This is a genomic window from Candidatus Desulforudis audaxviator MP104C (assembly GCF_000018425.1).
Lineage (GTDB): Bacteria > Bacillota > Desulfotomaculia > Desulfotomaculales > Desulforudaceae > Desulforudis > Desulforudis audaxviator.
The window spans coordinates 1,710,821-1,731,252 of sequence record NC_010424.1 but is presented as its reverse complement, the minus strand read 5'-3'; the positions used below and the strand labels follow the sequence as shown (position 1 = coordinate 1,731,252).

General features: G+C 63.7%; 19 protein-coding genes. 16 read left to right on the top strand and 3 right to left on the bottom strand.

Annotation, left to right across the window (positions count from 1 at the left end):
* Positions 1 to 70: 70 nt before the first annotated feature.
* The 3 genes from DAUD_RS08330 to DAUD_RS08320 all read right to left on the bottom strand — a co-directional run bounded on the left by DAUD_RS08330 (position 71) and on the right by DAUD_RS08320 (position 3,215).
* A complete protein-coding gene (locus tag DAUD_RS08330; protein ID WP_012302723.1) occupies positions 71 to 535 on the bottom strand; it encodes a hypothetical protein in 465 nt (154 codons plus the stop codon).
* Positions 536 to 624: 89 nt separating this feature from the next.
* Positions 625 to 1,569 carry a DUF4198 domain-containing protein gene (locus DAUD_RS08325; protein WP_012302722.1) on the bottom strand — a complete coding sequence of 315 codons (945 nt, stop codon included), beginning with the start codon at positions 1,567 to 1,569 and terminating at the stop codon, positions 625 to 627.
* 362 nt (positions 1,570 to 1,931) lie between these two features.
* Entirely contained in the window at positions 1,932 to 3,215 is a 1,284-nt protein-coding gene (locus DAUD_RS08320; protein ID WP_012302721.1) for a DUF1015 domain-containing protein, read from the bottom strand.
* Between the two features lie 189 nt (positions 3,216 to 3,404).
* Between DAUD_RS08320 and DAUD_RS08315 the strand changes: the two genes are divergently transcribed.
* The 16 genes from DAUD_RS08315 (at position 3,405) to hisF (ending at position 20,339) form a co-directional block, all read left to right on the top strand.
* Positions 3,405 to 4,118, top strand: coding sequence for a hypothetical protein (locus DAUD_RS08315; protein WP_012302720.1), 714 nt, complete (start codon positions 3,405 to 3,407; stop codon positions 4,116 to 4,118).
* A 177-nt stretch (positions 4,119 to 4,295) separates the two neighbouring features.
* On the top strand, positions 4,296 to 4,868 hold the full coding sequence (gene hpt, locus DAUD_RS08310; protein WP_012302719.1) for a hypoxanthine phosphoribosyltransferase: 573 nt from the start codon (positions 4,296 to 4,298) through the stop codon (positions 4,866 to 4,868).
* A 29-nt stretch (positions 4,869 to 4,897) separates the two neighbouring features.
* Positions 4,898 to 6,439 (top strand): glutamine-hydrolyzing GMP synthase, encoded by a 1,542-nt coding sequence (guaA, locus tag DAUD_RS08305; protein WP_012302718.1) that lies wholly within the window; start codon positions 4,898 to 4,900, stop codon positions 6,437 to 6,439.
* Positions 6,440 to 6,682: 243 nt separating this feature from the next.
* Positions 6,683 to 7,981 (top strand): adenylosuccinate lyase, encoded by a 1,299-nt coding sequence (purB, locus tag DAUD_RS08300; protein ID WP_012302717.1) that lies wholly within the window; start codon positions 6,683 to 6,685, stop codon positions 7,979 to 7,981.
* Positions 7,982 to 8,020: 39 nt separating this feature from the next.
* Positions 8,021 to 8,731 carry a phosphoribosylaminoimidazolesuccinocarboxamide synthase gene (gene purC / locus DAUD_RS08295; protein ID WP_041570895.1) on the top strand — a complete coding sequence of 237 codons (711 nt, stop codon included), beginning with the start codon at positions 8,021 to 8,023 and terminating at the stop codon, positions 8,729 to 8,731.
* A 7-nt stretch (positions 8,732 to 8,738) separates the two neighbouring features.
* Positions 8,739 to 10,148 (top strand): amidophosphoribosyltransferase, encoded by a 1,410-nt coding sequence (purF, locus tag DAUD_RS08290; RefSeq protein WP_012302715.1) that lies wholly within the window; start codon positions 8,739 to 8,741, stop codon positions 10,146 to 10,148.
* Positions 10,149 to 10,229: 81 nt separating this feature from the next.
* Positions 10,230 to 11,252 carry a phosphoribosylformylglycinamidine cyclo-ligase gene (purM, locus tag DAUD_RS08285; RefSeq protein ID WP_456298453.1) on the top strand — a complete coding sequence of 341 codons (1,023 nt, stop codon included), beginning with the start codon at positions 10,230 to 10,232 and terminating at the stop codon, positions 11,250 to 11,252.
* A 116-nt stretch (positions 11,253 to 11,368) separates the two neighbouring features.
* On the top strand, positions 11,369 to 12,013 hold the full coding sequence (gene purN, locus DAUD_RS08280) for a phosphoribosylglycinamide formyltransferase (protein WP_012302713.1): 645 nt from the start codon (positions 11,369 to 11,371) through the stop codon (positions 12,011 to 12,013).
* Between the two features lie 27 nt (positions 12,014 to 12,040).
* Positions 12,041 to 13,582, top strand: a complete 1,542-nt coding sequence (purH, locus tag DAUD_RS08275) for a bifunctional phosphoribosylaminoimidazolecarboxamide formyltransferase/IMP cyclohydrolase (protein ID WP_012302712.1) — start codon at positions 12,041 to 12,043, stop codon at positions 13,580 to 13,582.
* Positions 13,583 to 13,791: 209 nt separating this feature from the next.
* Positions 13,792 to 15,069, top strand: coding sequence for a phosphoribosylamine--glycine ligase (gene purD, locus DAUD_RS08270; RefSeq protein ID WP_012302711.1), 1,278 nt, complete (start codon positions 13,792 to 13,794; stop codon positions 15,067 to 15,069).
* A gap of 128 nt (positions 15,070 to 15,197) precedes the next feature.
* Positions 15,198 to 16,487 (top strand): histidinol dehydrogenase, encoded by a 1,290-nt coding sequence (gene hisD, locus DAUD_RS08265; RefSeq protein WP_456298428.1) that lies wholly within the window; start codon positions 15,198 to 15,200, stop codon positions 16,485 to 16,487.
* A 4-nt stretch (positions 16,488 to 16,491) separates the two neighbouring features.
* Entirely contained in the window at positions 16,492 to 17,559 is a 1,068-nt protein-coding gene (hisC, locus tag DAUD_RS08260) for a histidinol-phosphate transaminase (RefSeq protein WP_012302709.1), read from the top strand.
* A gap of 82 nt (positions 17,560 to 17,641) precedes the next feature.
* Positions 17,642 to 18,226 (top strand): imidazoleglycerol-phosphate dehydratase HisB, encoded by a 585-nt coding sequence (gene hisB, locus DAUD_RS08255; protein WP_166485245.1) that lies wholly within the window; start codon positions 17,642 to 17,644, stop codon positions 18,224 to 18,226.
* A gap of 4 nt (positions 18,227 to 18,230) precedes the next feature.
* On the top strand, positions 18,231 to 18,848 hold the full coding sequence (hisH, locus tag DAUD_RS08250; RefSeq protein ID WP_012302707.1) for an imidazole glycerol phosphate synthase subunit HisH: 618 nt from the start codon (positions 18,231 to 18,233) through the stop codon (positions 18,846 to 18,848).
* Positions 18,848 to 19,636 (top strand): 1-(5-phosphoribosyl)-5-[(5-phosphoribosylamino)methylideneamino]imidazole-4-carboxamide isomerase, encoded by a 789-nt coding sequence (hisA, locus tag DAUD_RS08245; protein ID WP_012302706.1) that lies wholly within the window; start codon positions 18,848 to 18,850, stop codon positions 19,634 to 19,636. Before hisH ends, hisA begins: the two co-directional genes overlap by 1 nt.
* Entirely contained in the window at positions 19,581 to 20,339 is a 759-nt protein-coding gene (hisF, locus tag DAUD_RS08240; protein ID WP_012302705.1) for an imidazole glycerol phosphate synthase subunit HisF, read from the top strand. The genes hisA and hisF overlap by 56 nt, the downstream gene beginning before the upstream one ends.
* Positions 20,340 to 20,432: the final 93 nt, after the last annotated feature.

Sequence of the window (20,432 nt, the reverse complement as noted above, 5' to 3'; positions counted from 1 at the left end):
CCCATGAGAGAGAGAGGGCGGATTGGCGAGGGAAAACCGTTCCGGTCCGTCGCCCGCGGGTACGACTTTCTCAGTCGCCAGGAGCCGCGGCGTTCTTTTTGCGGCGTGACCAGTAACCGAAAAATGACAGGACGAAAAGCAAAAGGGACAAACCGAAAACCGTCCTGACAACTAAAGGAATCTCGGCGGGCGGGCCCGCGTCCAGGCGGATGAAGACCCGGTGTCCCATACCGTCGTCGGCCGCGGCGCTGACTGCTGGAAATCGCGCGTGGTCGTAGCGAAAGTACCCCTGTGCGTCCACCTGCCCCTCCAGGAGCAGCGCTTCTCGGGCATCGTACAGGGTCACCACGGCCGCCGGGGCCGGGATGTCACCTTCGTAGTGCACGCGTAGCACCCCTGGTTCTTCCTCATACATTGTCAGGCGGTGAGCCCATGCCGGGTCGGCAGCGGCCAGGACCATCAGCAGCACCAATGCCGGCACGAGCGCCTTCCACCCCATGTTTACACACCGGTTCTTTTCCCTGCGTTCCACCACTGCTGCACACCTCTCTAAAAGGAATCCCTTTTTTATGGAACGGGGGAATGTTCCTTAGCCAAAAAGGAGCCTGGCCCCTTTTTCGGAGGTTAGGTCCGGGTCTTCTTGCGGCCCAGGAGCAGGAAGGCCGCAGCCCCGGCGGCCAGCACCGCGGCGGCGCCCAACATCCAGGCCGTGCCGGAGATTCCCCCGGTAGCCGCCGCTTCTTGAGGCTGCGTGGCGTCGGCGGTGTGGGCATGCCCCCCGTGTCCGTGCACCGGGAAGAAGGTGGTCAGGGAGTAGCGCACGCCCTCATAGCTCCGGCCGTCGAGTTCGCCCGGCCGGTCGCCGTCGTAGTGCGCCAGTTTGAGCATCCAGGTGCCTTCGGCATCGGGCACGAAGGAGATGACGCCGTCGGCCCCGCTGGTGAGCTCGATGGTTTTGGGCGCGTCGTGCGAGTCCGTCGCCTTGGCGGGTCCCACCGCGTAGACTTTCGCGCCGGCCAGGGGCGCTCCCAGGTAGCGCACTTCACCCCGGAATTCGCTGCCCGCGTGGAAGTGCCCGATGTCCGTCAGGGGGATAAGCTCCAGGTCCAGCCCCGCCGGGCGGTCGTAGGCGTGGATGTCGGGCTCGCCGTCCACCGGGATGAACCCCTTGGCGGCGGTGATCACACGCTGTATCCCCTGCGGTTCGCTGTGCTTCCAGTCCAGTACCCCCCGGTCGTGGACGAACACTACCTGGTGGTCGCCGCCTGTTTCCGGGGTGAAAGCGGAAACGAAATGGTCGTCCCGCACCTCGATTTTCAGATCGATTTCCCGCCCGTCGGGCGCCAGAACGTACAGGCGGCCGCCGGGCACCTGGGCGAAGTAATTGCTCTTGGGGTCCGGCTCATTGGGGAAGTGCCCCCAATACAGTTTGACCGCCACCGTCTCCCCCTGCCGGCCCTCCTCGGGGTTTAAGAAGTACAGTTCGTGGGCCGCCGCCGGGCTTGCAAAGGCCAGAATGAACACCAGGGTCAGCGCCAGTACCGTCAACCTACCCGCTCTGCTGCGCATTTTCTATCTACCTCCTCAAGAGTGTGGTTTTTTCGTGCCGAGGCTTGCCACATAACCCATCCCTAACCCCTACCCTCCTTAGAGAGTGTGATTTTCCCCCGGCGGAAAAGACTGCGCGCTGGAATCGACCGACCGGTGGACATCGTGGTTCTTCACTACTCATAAGCGAAAACAAAAAACAAAAACCACGAAGTACTGTCCCGCTTCGGCGGGCCGGAACCTTCATGGTTCATCCGTTTTGCGCTTCGCTTGCCGTCCGAGGTAGGGCGCTTTGCGCCGGGAATGCGGCTTCGTGCCGGCACTGCCCGGTAATTCTACATCCGGGGCTTCGATTCCTTCCCAATTGTGAACAAAATTTGGTGTCAGTCGAAGGCGTTCAGCACGAGCCCGGCGCTGAGCTTCGGGTAGAAGTAGGTGGACTTCTGGGGCATGCGTTCCCCGTCCTCGGCCACGGCCACCAGTTCCTCGACGCCGGGCGGGTTCAGGAAGAAGGCGAAATCGTACTCCCCGGCATCGACCCGGGAAAGCGCGCCCTCCTCTTCCCGGGTGTATTTAAGGTAGTCCCCGTGGGCGCGCTCGGCGCCGCCGATGCCCAGGAGCTTCTCCAGGATCAGGTGGTGCAGGACGGACACCTCCAGCCGCCGCCAGTTAGAAGAGCGGTCGGCCGGCATCAGGAGCTCCAGATCCAGTTCCGGCTTCAGGGTTACGAAGTGCAACCGGCCGGCCCCGGTGTAAAGCCCAAAAGTATACCGCGGCCGGCCTTCCAGGTCGGTCATAAAGGCCCTAAAATCGGCCGTTTCCACCGGGTGCACCTCGAAGTGGGTCTCCAGCGCGGCCAGGAGGGCGGCCGCCTCCAGGCCCCGCGGACTCTTCACCAGGCGGTGGGTGGGGAGGATTACCAGTCCGGGGTCGTACAGGCTGACCAGCACGATCAGCACGGAGTTGTGAAGACCGGGGGCGCTGATTTCATCACGGTAGGCCAGGGCGGTTTCGTACCGGTGATGGCCGTCGGCCAGAAACACGGGGTACTGTTCCAGGATGAACAGCACCTTGTTGATTGCCCGGGGGTCGCTGACCGGCCAGAGCCGGTGCGTTTGCCCCTGCTCATCACGGAAATCGACGGCGGGCTCGGGGGCGGCCGCCTCCACCAGGGTCTGCACCGCCGTCAGTTCCTTTTCGGCGTACAGTCCGAAAATGGGGCTGAAGTTCGCCCGGCAGGCGCGCAACAGGTTCAGGCGGTCCTGCTTGGCCCCGGCCATAGTCTCCTCGTGGGGGCGCACCGTCCCGGTGCTGTACGGCTCTAGATACAGGGCGCAAAAAAAACCGCGTCGGGTCAACGTCCGCCCGCGCAGACTGAATTCCTGTTCGTACAGGTAGAGGGCCGGCTGTTTTTCGCGCACCAACACGCCCTCGCGGCGCCACTGCCGGAACGTGGCCGCGGCCCGCGTGTACCGGTTGTCGGCCGCGGTGTCCCCGGGGTGGATCCGGTTGTATTCCAGACGGATGATGTTGTGCGGATGACGTTCGTAGTAGCGGTTCTGGGCTTCCTCGTCGATCACGTCGTAGGGCGGGGTGACGACCAGGGACAAGTCTTCGACCACTGCCGGGTTGTAGCGCAGTCCCCGGATGGGCAGGATTCTGGCCAAACTTGTGGGGCCTCCTCGTACGGATTGAAATTGCGCGGCTGGGATTGTCCCGGCTCAATTATAACTTAAAACAACCCGTGGATAAAGGTGGAGCTTATTGGACGTCCCCGGCATATTCCCTGCCCGCCCCGCGTATTTATGTCTAAGTGTACGCAGGGGAACGCGCAATTCTGGCGGGGAGGGGTCCGGATGCGATGGGTGGTGATGCCCCGGAGCAGGCTCTGGCTGCTGCTGGCGGTGGCGGTGGTGGTGGTCCTGGCGTTCTGGGTGCTGAAAGGTTTCATTCCGGCTCCCGGGGTGGAGAAGGAGGCGCTGCTGGCCGAAGCCCTGGAAAAAACCAGGGCCAGCGAATCCTACCGGTTTCGCATCAACTCCCGCCTTGAGACCCCGGGTGAAGAACCGCGCTACTTCAGCAAGGTTGAAGGGGCCACGGTCGTGCCCGACCGGACTTATATCAAGGGCACCCTGATCAACAGCCCGATTGAACTGGTCCAGATCGACGACACCACCTATATGCGGGACCAGATCACCGACAAGTGGTTGGTTCTGAAGGGCAACCGGCTGGCCCAGTCGGAACTCTTTATTACCGAACTCAACCCCTTGAGCGTGTTCAACTTCAAGGATGTACCAGAAATCCTCTACGAGGGCCGGGACGGGCGGATCGGCCGGACCAACGAAATCCTGGAGTTCAGCCCGATGGTGATGAACCCCTTCCTCGAGATGCAGTTCACCGACTTTGACTACCGGCTGTGGATCGACTCCCGCGACCACCTGATCACCAGGGCCCAGGTCTCCGCGGAGAGCAAAAGTGCCAAGGGCCAGCGGCTGCTGGTGGAGATCGAGCTTTGGGACCACAACGGCAAGATCGTAATTGAACCGCCCGATACTGCGCCCGAGGAATAAGGAAGAAAAATAGCTCCTTGCAGTTGGCTTCCCCTGAGGTGGGAATACAGCCCATCGAGCGGTATTCCGGCTTCGCTGCTTCTTCCGGCGCCCGGTTGCGTTGACATCCGGGCGTTTCTCCTGTTATAATCAGGCCAGATTTTTCCCGTTATTTCGCGTGTGAACGGAGATGAACGCATGCACTCCGACCTGGACCGGATTCTGGTCCCGGGGCGGGATATCGAGGCCAAGGTCGCCGAGTTGGGCTGGAAGATCTCCAGGGACTACGCGGGAAAGCAACTCTTAACCGTTGGCATCCTGAAGGGCTCTACCATCTTTATGGCCGACCTGGTCCGGGCCATCTCCATACCCGTTTCTTTCGATTTCATGGCCGTAGCCAGCTACGGCCTTTCCTCTTCCTCATCCGGGGTGGTCCGCATCCTGAAGGACCTGGATGAGAGCATCGAGGGCCAAGACGTGCTCCTGATCGAGGACATCGTCGACACCGGCCTCACCCTGAACTACCTGCTGGAAACTCTCCGCACCCGGAACCCGGCCAGCCTGCGGGTCTGTGTGTTGCTGGACAAGCCCAACCGGCGGCGGGTCGAGGTGCCGATCGATTACCCGGGTTTTGTGATTCCGGACGAGTTCGTGGTCGGATATGGGCTGGACTACGGCGGGCGCTACCGCAACTTGCCCGACGTCTGGGTTCTGAAGCCCGAGGTCTATGGGAAGAAGAATTCAGAATTCAGAATCCAGAATTCAGAATAGGAATGGTGAATTCAGGAGGAGGTTCCCCCGTGCAGGCACCCGTTGATGAGTTTGTGCTGGTGCTCGATTTCGGCGGGCAGTACACCCAGCTGATCGCCCGGCGGATCAGAGAGTGCCGGGTTTATTGCGAAATCCTGCCCTACCACACTCCCGCGGAGGACATCGTCTCCCGGCGGCCGAAGGGGATTGTCTTTTCCGGCGGCCCGTCGAGCGTCTACCAGGAGGGCGCGCCCCAGTGCGCGGTTTCGCTTTACGACGCCGGGATTCCGATCCTGGGGATCTGCTACGGCATGCAGCTGATGGCCCGCCAGCTTGGCGGCACGGTCTCACCGGCGGAGCGGCGGGAATACGGCAAGACCGAGCTAGAGGTGTTGGACGGGAGCGGTTTGTTCCGGGGACTGGAGGACCGTGAAAGGTGCTGGATGAGCCACGGCGACCGGGTGGACGCGCCGCCCCCGGGTTTCGCGGTTACGGCGCGCACCGCCCACTCGCCCGTCGCGGCGATGGCCGACCCGGTGCGGAAGTTGTTCGGGTTGCAGTTTCACCCCGAGGTGCGGCATACCCCCAGGGGTGTTCAGATTCTGCAGCGTTTTCTTTACGAGGTGTGCGGCTGCCGCGGAGACTGGACCATGTCTTCGTTCCTGGAGGACGCGGTCGCCCAGATTCGGCGGGAGGTCGGTGACGGCCGGGTGTTGTGCGCCCTGAGCGGGGGTGTGGACTCTTCGGTGGCGGCGGCGCTGGTGCACCGGGCCGTGGGAGACCGGCTGACCTGCGTGTTTGTCGATCACGGCCTGCTGCGGCAGGGTGAGTCCGAACAGGTACGGGAGACCTTCGCGCGCCGCTTCGGGATGCGGCTGGTGCACGTGGAAGCCCAGGACCGCTTTTTGGACCGCCTGGCCGGGGTGGAAGACCCGGAGGCTAAACGGCGGATCATCGGGACGGAGTTCATCCGGGTCTTTGAGGAGGAAGCGGCCAAGCTCGGCCCGATCGACTTCCTGGTCCAGGGGACCATCTACCCGGACGTGGTGGAGAGCGGAACGGCCACCGGGGCGGTGATCAAGACCCACCACAACGTCGGGGGGCTTCCCGAAGACATCCGTTTTAAGCTGATTGAACCGCTGCGTTGGCTTTTCAAGGATGAGGTGCGCGTGCTCGGTGAGGAGTTGGGCCTGCCGGAAGAGATCGTGTGGCGGCAGCCTTTCCCGGGGCCGGGGCTGGCGGTGCGCGTGCTGGGCGAGGTCACCCGGGAGAAACTGGAGTGCTTGCGCGCGGCCGACGCGGTCGTGGACGAGGAGATCCGGCGGGCCGGGCTGTACCGGCAGGTCTGGCAGTCCTTCGCCGTGCTGCCTCCTATTCGGAGCGTGGGTGTGATGGGGGATGAGCGGACTTACGGCTATACTATTGTGATCCGGGCGGTGGAAAGCGTGGACGCCATGACCGCCGACTGGGTGCGGCTGCCGTACGAGGTGCTGGAGACGATGTCACGGCGGCTGGTCAACGAGGTGAAAGGCATCAACCGGGTGGTGTACGACATTACGTCCAAGCCACCGGGAACCATAGAGTGGGAGTAATGCTCCCAAGGGGACCTGCGGTCAGCGCCCCGGCGCGCCGCACAGCGTATACAGGAGGTAACCTGAGGGGCGGTTCTGCCGGATGGATGAGGAGAATCGAGGGTGGTAAGGGATTCCTTCGTGGGATACGTTATAATGAAAATAGCACGAGTCGGAGGTGGATGGCTTTGGCGGATCCTTTAGTTGGAATCCTGATGGGTAGTCAGGCCGTGGCCTATGCCGGGGAGGGGGGAGACGGCCCCGGTGATTGAACGGTATACCCTGCCGGAAATGGGCCGGATCTGGTCGGACGAAAACCGCTTCGCCAAGTGGCTGGAAATAGAGGTGCTGGCGGCCGAGGCTATGGCCGAATTGGGTCAGGTGCCTCGGGAGGCCGTGCGGGTGATCCGAGAGCGGGCCCGCTTCGACGTGGCCCGGATCCTGGAGATTGAAAAGACGACCCGCCACGACGTGATTGCTTTTCTAACCTGTGTAGGGGAATACGTGGGTGTGGAGGCCCGCTACCTGCACCTGGGGCTGACTTCGTCGGACGTGGTGGACACGGCGTTGGCGGTGCGGATGCGCGAAGCCGGCCTTTTGATCCGGAGACGGCTGGAGAAACTGCACGCGGTGCTTCTGCGGCAGGCCGAGGCATACCGGGACACCCTGATGCCGGGCCGGACGCACGGCGTGCATGCCGAACCGACTACGTTGGGCTTGAAGTTTTTGCTCTGGGCGGCCGAGGTGGAGCGCGGGCTGGAGCGAATGGACCGGGCGATCGCCGAGATCAGCGTGGGTAAGCTCGCCGGGGCGGTGGGCACCTACTCGACGGTCGACCCGTTTGTGGAGGAGTACGTTTGCGCTAGGCTGGGCCTGACCCCGGAGAAAGTCTCCACCCAGGTAATCCAGCGGGACCGGCACGCCGCCTTCCTGGCGGCGCTGGCTGTGATCGGAAGCGGGTTGGAGAAATTCGCGGTGGAGATCAGGAACCTGCAGCGCACCGACCTGCGGGAGGTGGAGGAGCCTTTCCGGGCTGGGCAAAAGGGCTCTTCGGCGATGCCGCACAAGCGCAACCCCATCGTGTGCGAGCGGATTTCGGGTCTTGCCAGGCTCCTGCGGGCGAACGCGATCGTGGGACTCGAAAACGTGGCCCTCTGGCACGAGCGGGATATCTCCCATTCCTCGGTGGAGCGGGTGGTGATCCCGGACAGCACCACGGTGCTGGACTATATGGTGTTCCGGTTCACGGACGTGGTGACCGACCTCCTGGTGTATCCGGACAACATGCGCCGGAACCTGGAGCGCACCCACGGGCTGGTGTTTTCCCAGCGGGTGCTTTTGGCCCTGATCGAGAAGGGGCTCTCGCGGGAAGCGGCCTACGCGCTGGTCCAGGACAACGCCATGCGCTGTTGGGAAACCGGCCGCCCCTTGCGGGAGTTGCTGGGTGAAGATCCCGGGGTGCAGGCGGTCTTGGGTCCGGAGGAGTTGGACGCGCTGTTTGACTACGGTTATTTTACCAAGCGGATCGGCCGGGTTTACAGCCGGTTCGGGCTGTCCGAATAAACAACGCGAATATTTATGGAGGATCAACAAGTATCAACTATGGAAAAGACCGAGTTTTTGTATGAGGGTAAGGCCAAGAAGATTTACCGGACACCCGACCCGGGGCTGTACCTGGTGGAATACAAGGACGACGCCACGGCGTTCGACGGCCTGAAGAAGGGCACGATCGCCGGCAAGGGCGTTGTGAACAACCTGGTGTCCGCGCACCTGTTCCAGTTGCTGGAGCGGCACGGGGTGCCTACGCATTTCGTGGAGCTCGTGAGCGACCGGGAGATGGTGGTCCGGGCGGTGCGGATCATTGCCCTGGAAATCGTGGTGCGGAACATCACCGCCGGCAGCCTGGCCAAGCGCCTGGGGCTGGAGGAAGGCCTGGTCCTTGACCAACCGGTGGTGGAGACCTATTACAAAAGCGACGAACTGCATGACCCGCTGATCAACAACGACCACATCCGGCTCCTGAACCTGGCCGCGCCCGAAGAGGTGGAGGCCATGCGGGCGGCGGCGCTGGTGGTGAACGAGGTTTTGAAGGAGTACCTGGCCGGCCGGGGGATTGACCTGGTGGACTTTAAGCTGGAATTTGGGCGGACCCTCGACGACGGGCGGCTTGTCCTCGCCGACGAGATTTCTCCCGACACCTGCCGGCTGTGGGACCGGGACACCAAGAAAAAGCTCGACAAGGACCGGTTTCGCCGTGATCTGGGCGGGGTGGAGGAAGCCTACGCCGAGATAATGAGGCGCCTGATCAGATAGGAGTGGGTTGGAGTTGCACATCGAAGACCGACCGCGGCACTACTGCGGTGTGTTCGGTATCTACGGACCCGGACTGGATGTGGCCCGGTTAACCTTTTACGGCCTGTACGCCCTCCAACACCGCGGGCAGGAAAGCGCGGGGATGGCGGTTGCCGACGGGTGGCGCATCGAACTGCATAAGGGGATGGGCCTGATTCCGGAAGTGTTCAACGACCGGGTGATCAACGACCTGCGCGGACACCTGGCCATTGGGCACGTCCGCTATTCGACCACCGGGGCAAGCCACCCGATTAACGCCCAACCCCTGGTGTTTCATTACGGGCGCGGTCAGATCGGGCTGGCCCACAACGGGAACCTGACCAACACCGAAAGCCTGCGCCGCCAGCTGGCCGCCGAAGGCGCGGTGTTTCAGACGACCACGGACAGCGAGGTCATCGTCAACCTGATCGCCCGCAGCGGCGGGCGCGACCTGGAAGAGGCGCTCGCACACTGTGTCCGGGAAATCCGGGGTGCCTATTCCCTGGTGATCCTGGCGGAAAACCAGTTGCTGGCCGTGCGCGACCCGTACGGTTTCCGCCCCTTGTGCCTCGGCGAGTTGGGGAACGCCGTGGTGGTCGCTTCCGAATCCTGCGCTCTGGACACCATCGGCGCGCGTTTCCTCCGGGATGTGGCGCCGGGTGAGATCGTGGTCCTGGACCGAAACGGAATGAACTCGATCCAGGTCGCCAGGCGGGAACACTGGGCGCACTGTGTGTTCGAATACATTTATTTTGCCCGGGCGGACAGCTGCATCGACGGCTTCAACGTGAACCGGGTCCGCCGGAAACTGGGCGAGCAGTTGGCCCGGGAGTGCCCGGCGGACGCCGACATCGTACTCCCCGTGCCCGACTCCGGAACGCCCGCCGCCCGGGGCTATGCGGACGGTTCGGGCATTCCCCTAGAGGAGGGGTTGATGAAGAACCGGTACATCGGCCGGACCTTCATTCAGCCCTCCCAGAACCAGCGCGAACTGGGGGTGCGCCTGAAACTCAACCCGATCCGGGAGGTGCTCGCCGGGAAGCGGGTGGTCCTGGTGGACGATTCCCTGGTGCGTGGCACGACCAGCGGCAAGATCGTGCGGCTGCTGCGGGAAGCGGGGGCGCGCGAGATTCACCTGCGCTTGAGTTCCCCGCCGATCACCCACCCCTGCTATTACGGCATCGACACCTCCAACCGGAAGGAGTTGATCGCCGCCGAAAAAGAAGTGGAGGAGATCCGGGAGTTCACCGGAGCCGACACCTTGGCCTATCTTAGCCTGGAGGGGCTGTTGGGGGCGTTCGGGGACTACGGGCGGAATTTCTGCACGGCCTGTTTCGACGGCCGCTACCCGGTTCCGGTCGACGGCGGGGGCAGCTGTGCAGTCTTTAAATACAAATAAAACAGCCCCTTCGGTTCTGCTTTTAGTTGTGATAAGCTTTAATTGGGTGGGCGGTCTTCAATGAAAAGGAATGACAAGGGTCTGACCTACGCCGCGGCCGGCGTGGACATCGCGGCCGCGAACCGGGCCGTTGAGCTTATGCGCCAAGCGGTCCGCCGGACCTTCAGACCCGGAGTCTTGACCGACATCGGGGGTTTCGGCGGCCTTTTTGCGCTGGACACCGAAAAGTACCGGGAACCGGTACTGGTTTCCGGAACCGACGGAGTGGGCACCAAACTGCGCGTGGCCTTTATGGCGGACCGCCACGACACCGTGGGCATCGACCTGGTGGCTATGTGCGTGAACGACATTCTGGTGCACGGGGCCGAACCGCTGTTTTTCCTGGACTACCTCGCCGTCGGCCGCCTGGAACCCGAGAAGGTGGCCGCGATCATCGAGGGCGTTTCCTGGGGCTGCCGCAAGGCCGGCTGCGCGCTCATCGGCGGAGAGACGGCCGAGATGCCGGGTTTCTACGCGCCGGATGAATACGACCTTGCCGGCTTCGTGGTGGGCGTGGTGGAGCGGAGCCGGGTGATCAGCGGGGCGGACATCCGTGCCGGGGATCTTCTCATCGGCTGCGCGTCCGCCGGGCTGCACAGCAACGGTTACTCGCTGGCCCGGAAAGTGCTCTTTGACGTGGCGAATTACGAAATCGACAACTACCTCCCTTCTCTGGGACGGACGGTGGGTGAAGAGCTTCTGGTGCCCACCCGGATCTACGTGCGCCCCGTGCTCTCCGTGCTGAAGCGGTTCAAGGTGCGGGGCATGGCCCACATCACCGGGGGGGGGCTTCTGGAGAACATTCCCCGCATCCTGCCCCGGGGCGTGGCCGTCCGGCTCCGCCGCGGGACCTGGCCGGTGCCGGGCATTTTCAGCCTGATTCAGGAACTGGGCGGGGTCGAGGAATCCGAAATGTACCGGACGTTCAACATGGGCATCGGCTTCGTGCTGGTGGTGCCGCCGGCTGAGGCCGACCAGGTGATCGCGGCGCTGCGGGAACACCGGGAGCCGGCCTTCCTGATCGGGGAGGTGGTGCGGGGTCAAAATGAAGTGCAGTTGGCTTAGAAGAACCGCCGGGCGTAAGCGTCCGGCCTGCAATTTATCTGACCCATTGCCGCGCGATCGGTGCTTTTGCAGTGACGGTTCGCAAGTCTTTTGACTGGGTGAGGGGGTCACCTGCGATGAAACTGAGACTGGGAGTGCTGGCTTCAGGCCGGGGCACCAACCTGCAGGCGATGATCGATTCCACCAAAAGGGGCGATCTGGAGGCGCAGGTCGCTGTGGTGGTGGTTGACCAGCCCGAAGCTCAAGCCCGGGAACGGGCCCGTCAGGCCGGCATCCCCGAGTTTTTTGTGGATTATGGTGCTTTTCCGGATAGAGAAAGTGCGGAGCGCCGGATAATTTCCATTTTGGAGCGGCACGAGGTAGAACTGGTATGCCTGGCCGGGTTTATGCGCATTCTGACCCCGGTCTTCCTGAACGCTTACAAGAACCGAGTTATGAACATCCACCCATCCCTGCTGCCGGCTTTTCCGGGAATCGGAGCCCAGCGGCAGGCCCTGGAGCACGGCGTGCGCTATACCGGCTGCACCGTGCACTTTGTGGATCAAGCGGTGGATGCGGGGCCGATTATTATGCAGGCCGTGGTGCCCGTGCACCACGATGATACGGTCGAGAGCCTGTCCGAACGAATTCTGGAGCAGGAACACTGCATTTACCTGGAAGCCATTCAGCTGTACCTGGAGGGGCGTCTGGAGCTGGAGGGCCGGCGGGTGCGGATTCATCCTGAGAAATTCACCAGGTCGCGGCGGGATCGCTGCCCGTAGTCATCTTTTTTAAGGAGGCTTTTTTATATGGCAATGCAGCGGGCACTGATCAGTGTTTCCGACAAGCGGGGGTTGCTGGAGCTGGCTCAGGGCCTGACCGAACTGGGGATGGAGATCGTGTCCACCGGGGGCACGGCCCGGGTACTCCGGGAGATGGGCTTCGGGGTGCTTGGAGTGTCCGAGGTCACCGAGTTTCCCGAGATCCTCGGAGGCCGGGTAAAGACGCTGCACCCCCGCATCCACGGGGGAATTCTAGCCCGGCGCACGCCCGAGCACATGGGGCAACTGGCCGAGTTTGGGATCCGCCCGGTGGACCTGGTGGTGGTCAACCTCTATCCGTTTAAGGAGACCATCGCCCGGCAGGGCGTCACCCTGGAGGAGGCCGTTGAACAGATCGACGTCGGCGGGCCGGCGATGCTTCGGGCAGCGGCCAAGAACCACCGTCACGTGCTGGTGGTCGTGAACCCGGACCGGTACCCGGAAGTGCTGGCCGCCCTCAAGGCGGGAACGGTCGACGACCGGATGCGCCTGACCTTGGCCCGGGAGGCCTTTGCGCACACCGCCCACTACGACGCCGTGATCGCCGCTTACCTGGGCGAGTTCGTGGAGGAACAGGACCTCTTCCCGGGGGAAATCGCGCTGCCGTTTGAGAGAAAGCAGCTCTTGCGCTACGGCGAGAACCCCCACCAGAAGGCGGCCTTTTACCAGGACCCGCGCCGGCGGGGAGCTTCGGTGACTTCCGCCGTGCAGCGGCAGGGCAAGGAGCTTTCGTACAACAACATCCTCGACCTGAATGCCGCCCTGGAACTGGTCCGGGAATTCAGTACGCCGGCGGCGGTGATCGTCAAGCACAACAACCCGTGTGGAACGGCCTGCCGCCCGTCTCCGGCCGAGGCGTACCGCCGGGCCTTTGCGGCCGACGAGGTTTCCGCCTTCGGCGGAATTGTCGCTTTTAACTGCCCGGTGGACGAAGAGGCGGCGCATGAGATGGTCAAGATTTTCCTGGAGGCGGTCATCGCCCCGCAGTTCACGCCCGAGGCGCTGGCGGTATTGAGTGACAAGAAGAATCTGCGGGTGCTCGAAACTGGAGACCTGACCCCGCTCACCCTGGACTGGATGGACGTCCGGAAAGTGAACGGGGGCCTTCTGGTGCAGCAGGCTGACCGCCAGCTCTTTCCCTACACCAACTTCCGGGTGGTGACCCGGCGCGCACCCACACCTGAAGAACTTGTCGAGATGGATTTCGCTTTCAAGATCGTCAAGCACGTCAAGTCCAACGCCATCGTGGTGACCCGTGAGCAGACGCTCATCGGCGTGGGGGCCGGGCAGATGAACCGGGTCGGAGCGGCGCGGATCGCCCTGGAACAGGCCGGGGACAAGGCTCTGGGCGCCGTGCTGGCATCCGACGCCTTTTTCCCGTTTGCGGACACCGTGGTCGCGGCGGCCGAGGCGGGCATTACAGCCATCGTCCAGCCAGGAGGCTCGATGCGGGACCAGGAGTCGATCGAAGCTGCGGACGCCCGGGGGATCGCGATGGTGTTCACCGGCGTCCGCCACTTCAAGCACTAAACCCACAAAAAAGGGGCCAGGCCCCTTTTTACTTTCCCTGACTTTCACATGGACGGGTTAGGGACTGGGGTTAGGGCTCCTTTTCCCGCATAGACAGTCTTGCTCTTCGCGGTACGTATGACGGGCGGGAAAAAAGGGGCTGTTCCTTTGTCCAAACAGCAGTGAGGTTTCTGAATTCTTTTCAGGACCCAGGTGAAAGGAGATCCAAAGTGAGGATTCTGGTAATCGGCGGGGGCGGGCGGGAGCACGCCCTGGTATGGAAATTGAGCAAAAGCCCGCGGGTCGGCGAAATCATCGCCGCCCCGGGTAATCCGGGGATGGCCCGGCTGGCCGAGTGCGTTCCGGTGTCGGCCGGTGACATTCCGGGTCTTCTGGACCTCGCCCGCAAGCGGGGCGTCGACCTGACGTTTGCCGGTCCGGAAGCGCCGCTGGTGGACGGTCTGGCCGATGTGTTTGAAGAAGCGGGCTTAAGGGTATTCGGGCCTCGCCGGCAGGGGGCGGCGCTTGAGGGCAGTAAGGCTTTCGCCAAAGACCTGATGGCCGCATACGGGATTCCGACGGCGGCTCACCGGACCTTTGCGGATCCCGCCGCCGCGCGGGAGTACGTCCGCCATCTGGACGGGCCGTGCGTGGTCAAAGCCGACGGTTTGGCCGCCGGCAAGGGGGTCATCGTGTGCGACGGCGTCGAGGAGGCGCTGGCCGCCGTGGATGAGGTGATGGTGGCCCGGGCTTTCGGTGCGGCCGGGAACCGCGTGGTGGTGGAGGAACGACTTTCCGGTGAGGAGGTCAGTATCCTGGCGTTCACCGACGGGCGGACCATCCGTCCCATGCTGCCGGCTCAGGACCACAAGCCGGTTTTTGAGGGTGATCTTGGGCCCAACACCGGCGGGATGGGCGCCTACGCCCCCGCACCGGTGTGCACGCCCGAAATCTACACCCGGATAGCCGAAGAGATCCTGGCACCCACGGTGCGCGCGCTCCGGGAAAGCGGGACGCCTTACCGGGGAGTGCTCTACGCCGGGCTGATGCTCACGGCCGAGGGGCCGAAGGTGCTGGAGTTCAACGTGCGTTTCGGTGACCCGGAAGCCCAACCCCTGTTGGCCCTGCTCGAAACCGACCTGGTGGATATCGCCGAGGCTGTGATCGAGGGCCGCCTGCACGAAGTCGATCTTTCCTGGCGTCCGGGTGCGGCCGTTTGCGTCGTGCTTGCTTCCGGAGGGTACCCCGGGGATTACCGCAAGGGGTGCGTCATTGGGGGGCTGGAGGCCGCCGAACTCACCGGGGCGCTTGTTTTCCACGCCGGCACGGCCGAGCGGGACGGACGATTGGTAACCGCTGGGGGCCGGGTGCTGGGAGTAACCGCCGTGGCCGGCGAGCTTCCGGAGGCCATCCGGCTGGCTTACGCGGCCGCTGAATTGATCAGCTTTGAGGGGATGTATTTCCGGCGGGATATCGGCCGCAAAGCCCTCCCTAAAAGTCAAAGATAGTAAAAAGGGGCCTGGCCCCTTTTTTGTGTGTTCGACCTTCTGCGCTAGGCAGGCCGCCACGACAAATTTCTCGCCTTTTTACGCCCGGGTATAGTAAAATGATGCTATCGAAGAGCAAGGGGGCCTTTGTGTTGCTCAAGACGATAGCCGCGGGGGAAGCCGCCCGGAGGGGGTTTATCCGCGAATTCGTCGTGCCGGACGAGATTGTGCTCCGGGTGAACGAGATCATTCAAGTGGTGCGGGTGGAGGGTGATCAGGCCCTGTGCGCTTTTACGGCCCGCTTTGACGGGGTGGAACTTGAGCCCGCCGACCTGCGGGTGTCCAAGGACGAGGTGCGATCGGCTTACCGCGAGGTGGACGCTCGCTTTCTGGAAACCATCCGTCTGGCCCGAGACCGGATTCTTGCCTTTCATCGCCGGCAGTTGCCCCGTTCCTGGTTTGATACCGGTGAGGGTGTCTGGCTGGGCCAGTTGGTGCGGCCCCTGGACCGGGTCGGCATTTACGTGCCCGGCGGCACGGCTTCCTACCCGTCCTCGGTGTTGATGAATGCCATTCCGGCGGTGGTGGCCGGGGTGAAGGAGATCGCGATGGTGACTCCCCCGGCGCGGGGTGGCGGGATGCACCCGTACACCCTGGTTGCCGCCACGGAAGCCGGGGTGGAGGAAATCTACAAGGTGGGCGGCGCCCAGGCGGTGGCCGCCCTGGCCTACGGCACGCCGAGCATCCGCCGGGTAGACAAGATCACGGGCCCGGGGAACATCTACGTGACCGTGGCCAAGCAGCAGGTGTTCGGACGGGTGGACATCGACATGCTCGCCGGCCCTTCGGAGGTGCTGATCATTGCCGACGCCGGGGCCGACCCGGTGTACGTGGCCGCCGACCTGCTGGCGCAGGCCGAGCACGACGTGCTGGCGCGCGCCGTGCTGCTTACGCCGAGCTGGGAGTTGGCTGGCAAAGTGCGTGATGAAGTGGTCCGCCTCCTGGACGGGCTGGAGCGGCGGGAGCTTCTGACCAGGGCCCTCGCGGACGGCGGCCTGATCGTGGTCACCCGTGACCTGGACGAGGCTTTCGGCCTGGCCAATTGTTTTGCTCCGGAACACCTGGAGTTGATGGTGGCCGATCCGGAACACTGGCTGGACCGGGTGAAGAATGCCGGCGCGGTGTTTTTGGGGCCCTACTCCCCGGTGGCGGTGGGAGATTATCTCGCCGGGCCGAACCACGTGCTGCCCACCGGGGGCACGGCGCGGTTCTTTTCCGGCCTCGGGGTGGATACCTTTTTGAAGCGGATCAACGTGATCCACTGTTCGCGCCGGAGCCTGGAACAACTCGGCCCGAAGGTCATCGAACTGGCCGGGGTGGAAGGGCTGCCGGCCCACGCCCTGGCGGTCCAGGTCAGGCTCGGGGAACGGGGGGAATGAGGGCATGCGTTCCATAAATGAACTGGTGCGTTCGGAACTATTGGACTTGCAGCCCTACCACGTCCCGGTATACCCTGGGATGATCAAGCTGGACGCCAACGAGAACAACTATGACTTTCCCGAGCAAGTCCTGGAAGAGGTCTTAAGCACCATAGGTGGACAAACCTTCGGGCGCTATCCGGACCCGTCGGCGCTGCAACTGCGGGAGTCCCTGTCCCGGTACACCGGCGTGGACCGAAACCGGATCACGGTCGGCAACGGATCGGACGAGCTGATCCTGGACCTGATGCTGGCCTTCGCCGCCGGGGGCAAGGTGGTGATCTGCACGCCGACATTCACGATGTATGAGATTCACGCGGTCATCGCGGGGGCCGAGCCGGTGGCCCTGCCCCGCAAGGCCGATTTCAGCGTGGACCCGGACGCCGTGATCGAGGCCGCCACCCGGCCCGGAGTGAAAATGGTGGTGCTGTGTTCTCCGAACAACCCGACCGGGAACACCACCCCTTTGGAGGTGACGGAGAAAATCCTTAAGCACACCAGGGCGGTGGTGGTGCTAGACGAAGCCTACTACGAGTTCTGCGGCGAAACGGCCGTGTCCCTACTGGACAAATACCCGCAGCTGGTGCTCTTACGCACCTTTTCCAAGGCGTTCGGCTTGGCCGGGCTCCGGCTGGGCTATATGCTGGCCGGACCGGAGGTGACTGGGATCATCCAACGCGTCCAGCAGCCCTTTAACGTGAACGCCTTCACCCAACAGGCCGCCATCCGGGTGCTGGAATGGCAACCGCTGTTCGAGCGCCGTGTCCGGCAGATCTGCCGGTCGCGGGACGAGCTGTTCGCGGCGATGCGTTACCTGCCGGGGCTTACCGTCTACCCGTCCCGGGCGAATTTCCTGCTGTTCCGGACCGAGATGCGCGCCCAGCAGGTGTTCAGCGGGCTTTTGCAGCGGGGTGTGCTGGTGCGCCTGCTGGACCGTCCGGACCTGCCGAGCTGCCTGCGGGTGTCGGTCGGCCGGCCCGAGGAGAACCTGATTTTTTGCAACCGGTTGGCTGACGTGCTGCGGACCGGGTAGTGACCACCGGCTGGCGGAAACCAGTAAAAAGGGCCTTTCAGGGCCGATGGCGAAAATCGAAAGCGAGGGTTTTCGGATGCTGATCAGAAAGGCGGAAGTGCGCAGACAAACCAGGGAGACCGAGATCCGGGTGCAGCTGCAGGTGGACGGGACCGGGGAATACGCCCTGGACACCGGGGTGCCCTTCCTGGAGCACATGCTGGCCCTGACGGCCAAGTTCAGCGGGTTTGACCTGCAGATCCGGGCGCGCGGCGACCTGGATGTCGACGACCACCACACGGTGGAGGACGTGGGGATCTGTCTGGGTGAGGCCCTGGTGAAGGCGTTGGGGGATAAAGCCGGGATCGGACGGTTCGGGCACGCGATCGTGCCGATGGACGACGCCCTGGCCCTGGTGGCCGTCGACCTCAGCGGCCGGGGGTACCTGGCCTTTGATGTGCCGATGCCCTCCCCCCAGGTCGGCCGGTTCGACACCGAACTGGTGGAGGAATTTCTGCGGGCCCTGGCTTACAACGGCCGATTCAACCTGCACGTCCGCCTGCTGGCCGGGGCGAACACCCACCACATAATTGAGGCGGTCTTTAAGGGCCTGGGCGTGGCATTGGGGTCGGCGGCACGGATTAATGCCCAACGTGGGGTCCCCTCGACCAAGGGGGTTATCAACTAATAAAGTGACTGACAAGTATATTGCGGTTATCGACTACGGTACCGGGAACCTGATGAGCGCTTTGAAAGGCCTGGAAACGGCCGGCTGGGCGGCCGTAATCACGGCCGACCCGCGGGAGGTGGACCGGGCGGCCGGGGTGGTGCTCCCCGGCGTCGGCGCGTTCGCGGACGCGATGGCGAACCTCCGTGCGGCCGGGATGGATAAGGCGATTTTGCGGGCGGTGTCCGCGGGCAAGCCCTTCCTGGGCATCTGCCTGGGGCAGCAGCTCTTGTTCGAGGCCGGTGAGGAGTGGGGCCCAACGCCCGGCCTCGGGGTTTTCCCGGGCCGGGTGCGGCGGCTGCCCGCGGAAGTGAAGGTGCCGCACATGGGTTGGAACCAGGTGTTTTTCCGCGGTTCCCCGCCCCTGTTCGACGGGATTCCGGACGGCAGCCGTTTCTACTTCGTGCATTCCTACTACGTGGCGCCCGCCGACCCCGGAATCGTGTTGGGAGAGACTGAATACGGCGTGCGGTTCGCCTCGGTGGTGAGCCGGGACAAGGTATTCGGCATCCAGTTCCACCCGGAGAAGAGCAGTTCCCTGGGGCTTCAGGTCCTGCGGAACTTTGGAAGGATGATTGAATAATGCTGATCATCCCGGCGGTAGACCTGCGCGGGGGCCGTTGTGTACGGCTTTTTCAGGGGCGCGCGGACCAGGAGACGGTTTACAGCACCGACCCGGTGGCTGTGGCCCGGACCTGGGAGGAGCAGGGCGCCCGTCGGCTGCACGTGGTGGACCTCGACGGGGCGTTCACGGGCAAGCCGCAGAACAGCGGGGTGGTGCTGGACATCGTCAAAAGCGTTAACATCCCGGTACAGGTGGGCGGCGGCATCCGTAACCCGGAGAACGTCAAGTGCTACTTGGAACACGGAGTTGACCGGGTGATCCTGGGCACCGCCGCCCTGACTAACCCGGAGTTCCTGGACGCGGTGGTGGCCGCCTACGGGGAGCGGATCGTGGTGGGCGTCGACTGCCGGGACGGCCGGGTCTGCGTGCAGGGCTGGGAGCAGACGGCCGCAACGGATGTTCTGCCGTTCCTGGAAGAGTTAGTCCGGCGGGGCGTGCGGCGGGTGGTGTTCACCGATGTGAAACGGGACGGCACCCTTGAGGGCCCCAACCTGGAAGAGATCGCGCGTGTGGCGGCGCATACCGAACTGAAAGTCATTGCCTCGGGCGGGGTCTCCCGGCTGGAGGACCTCCGGGCCCTTAAAAAACTGGAGCACCTGGGCGTGGACAGCGTGATCATCGGCAAGGCGCTGTACGCCGGCACGATCACCCTGGCCGAAGCCTTGGCTCTTGAGCGGAAGGAGAAGGATAATGTTGGCCAAGAGGATCATTCCCTGCCTCGATGTGAACCGGGGCCGCGTGGTTAAGGGCGTCAACTTTGTGAACCTGCGGGACGCCGGCGATCCGGTGGAACTGGCCGCCGTCTACGACCGGGAGGGCGCCGACGAGGTGGTGTTCCTGGATATCACCGCCTCGGCCGAGGGGCGGGACATCGTGCTCGACATGGTGCGCCGGACGGCCGAGCAGGTGTTCATCCCGTTCGCCGTGGGGGGTGGGATCCGGACCGTCGAGGACATCCGGGCAATCCTGAAGGCGGGCGCGGACAAGGTTTCAATAAACACTGCCGCCGTAAAGAACCCGGGACTGATCGCCGAAGCCGCCGAGAAGTTCGGCACCCAGTGCATCGTCGCGGCGATCGACGCCAAACAGACCGGTTCCGGTAAATGGGAGGTATACATCCACGGGGGTCGTACGCCGACCGGACTGGATGCGGTGGAATGGGCGCGCCGGGTGGAGTCGCTGGGAGCCGGTGAAATCCTGCTCACCAGCATGGACCGTGACGGCACGAAGGACGGGTACGATCTGCTGCTGACCAGGGCGGTCGCCGATGCCGTGCGTATCCCGGTGATCGCGTCGGGCGGGGTGGGCACGCTCGAGCACATCGCCGAGGGCCTGACCGAAGGAGGTGCGGACGCGGCCCTGGCCGCCTCGATCTTCCACTTCGGGGAGTACTCGATCCGCGAGGTCAAGGAGTATTTGGCGGCACGGGGGATTGCGGTGCGCCTATAGGGGGCCGGTGGAGCCGCCGCTTGGCTCCGTGCTGCGCGTCGACAGGTTCCGTGCTCAATGGTATTTGAGGTTTATTCTGGAGGTGTTTCCCCA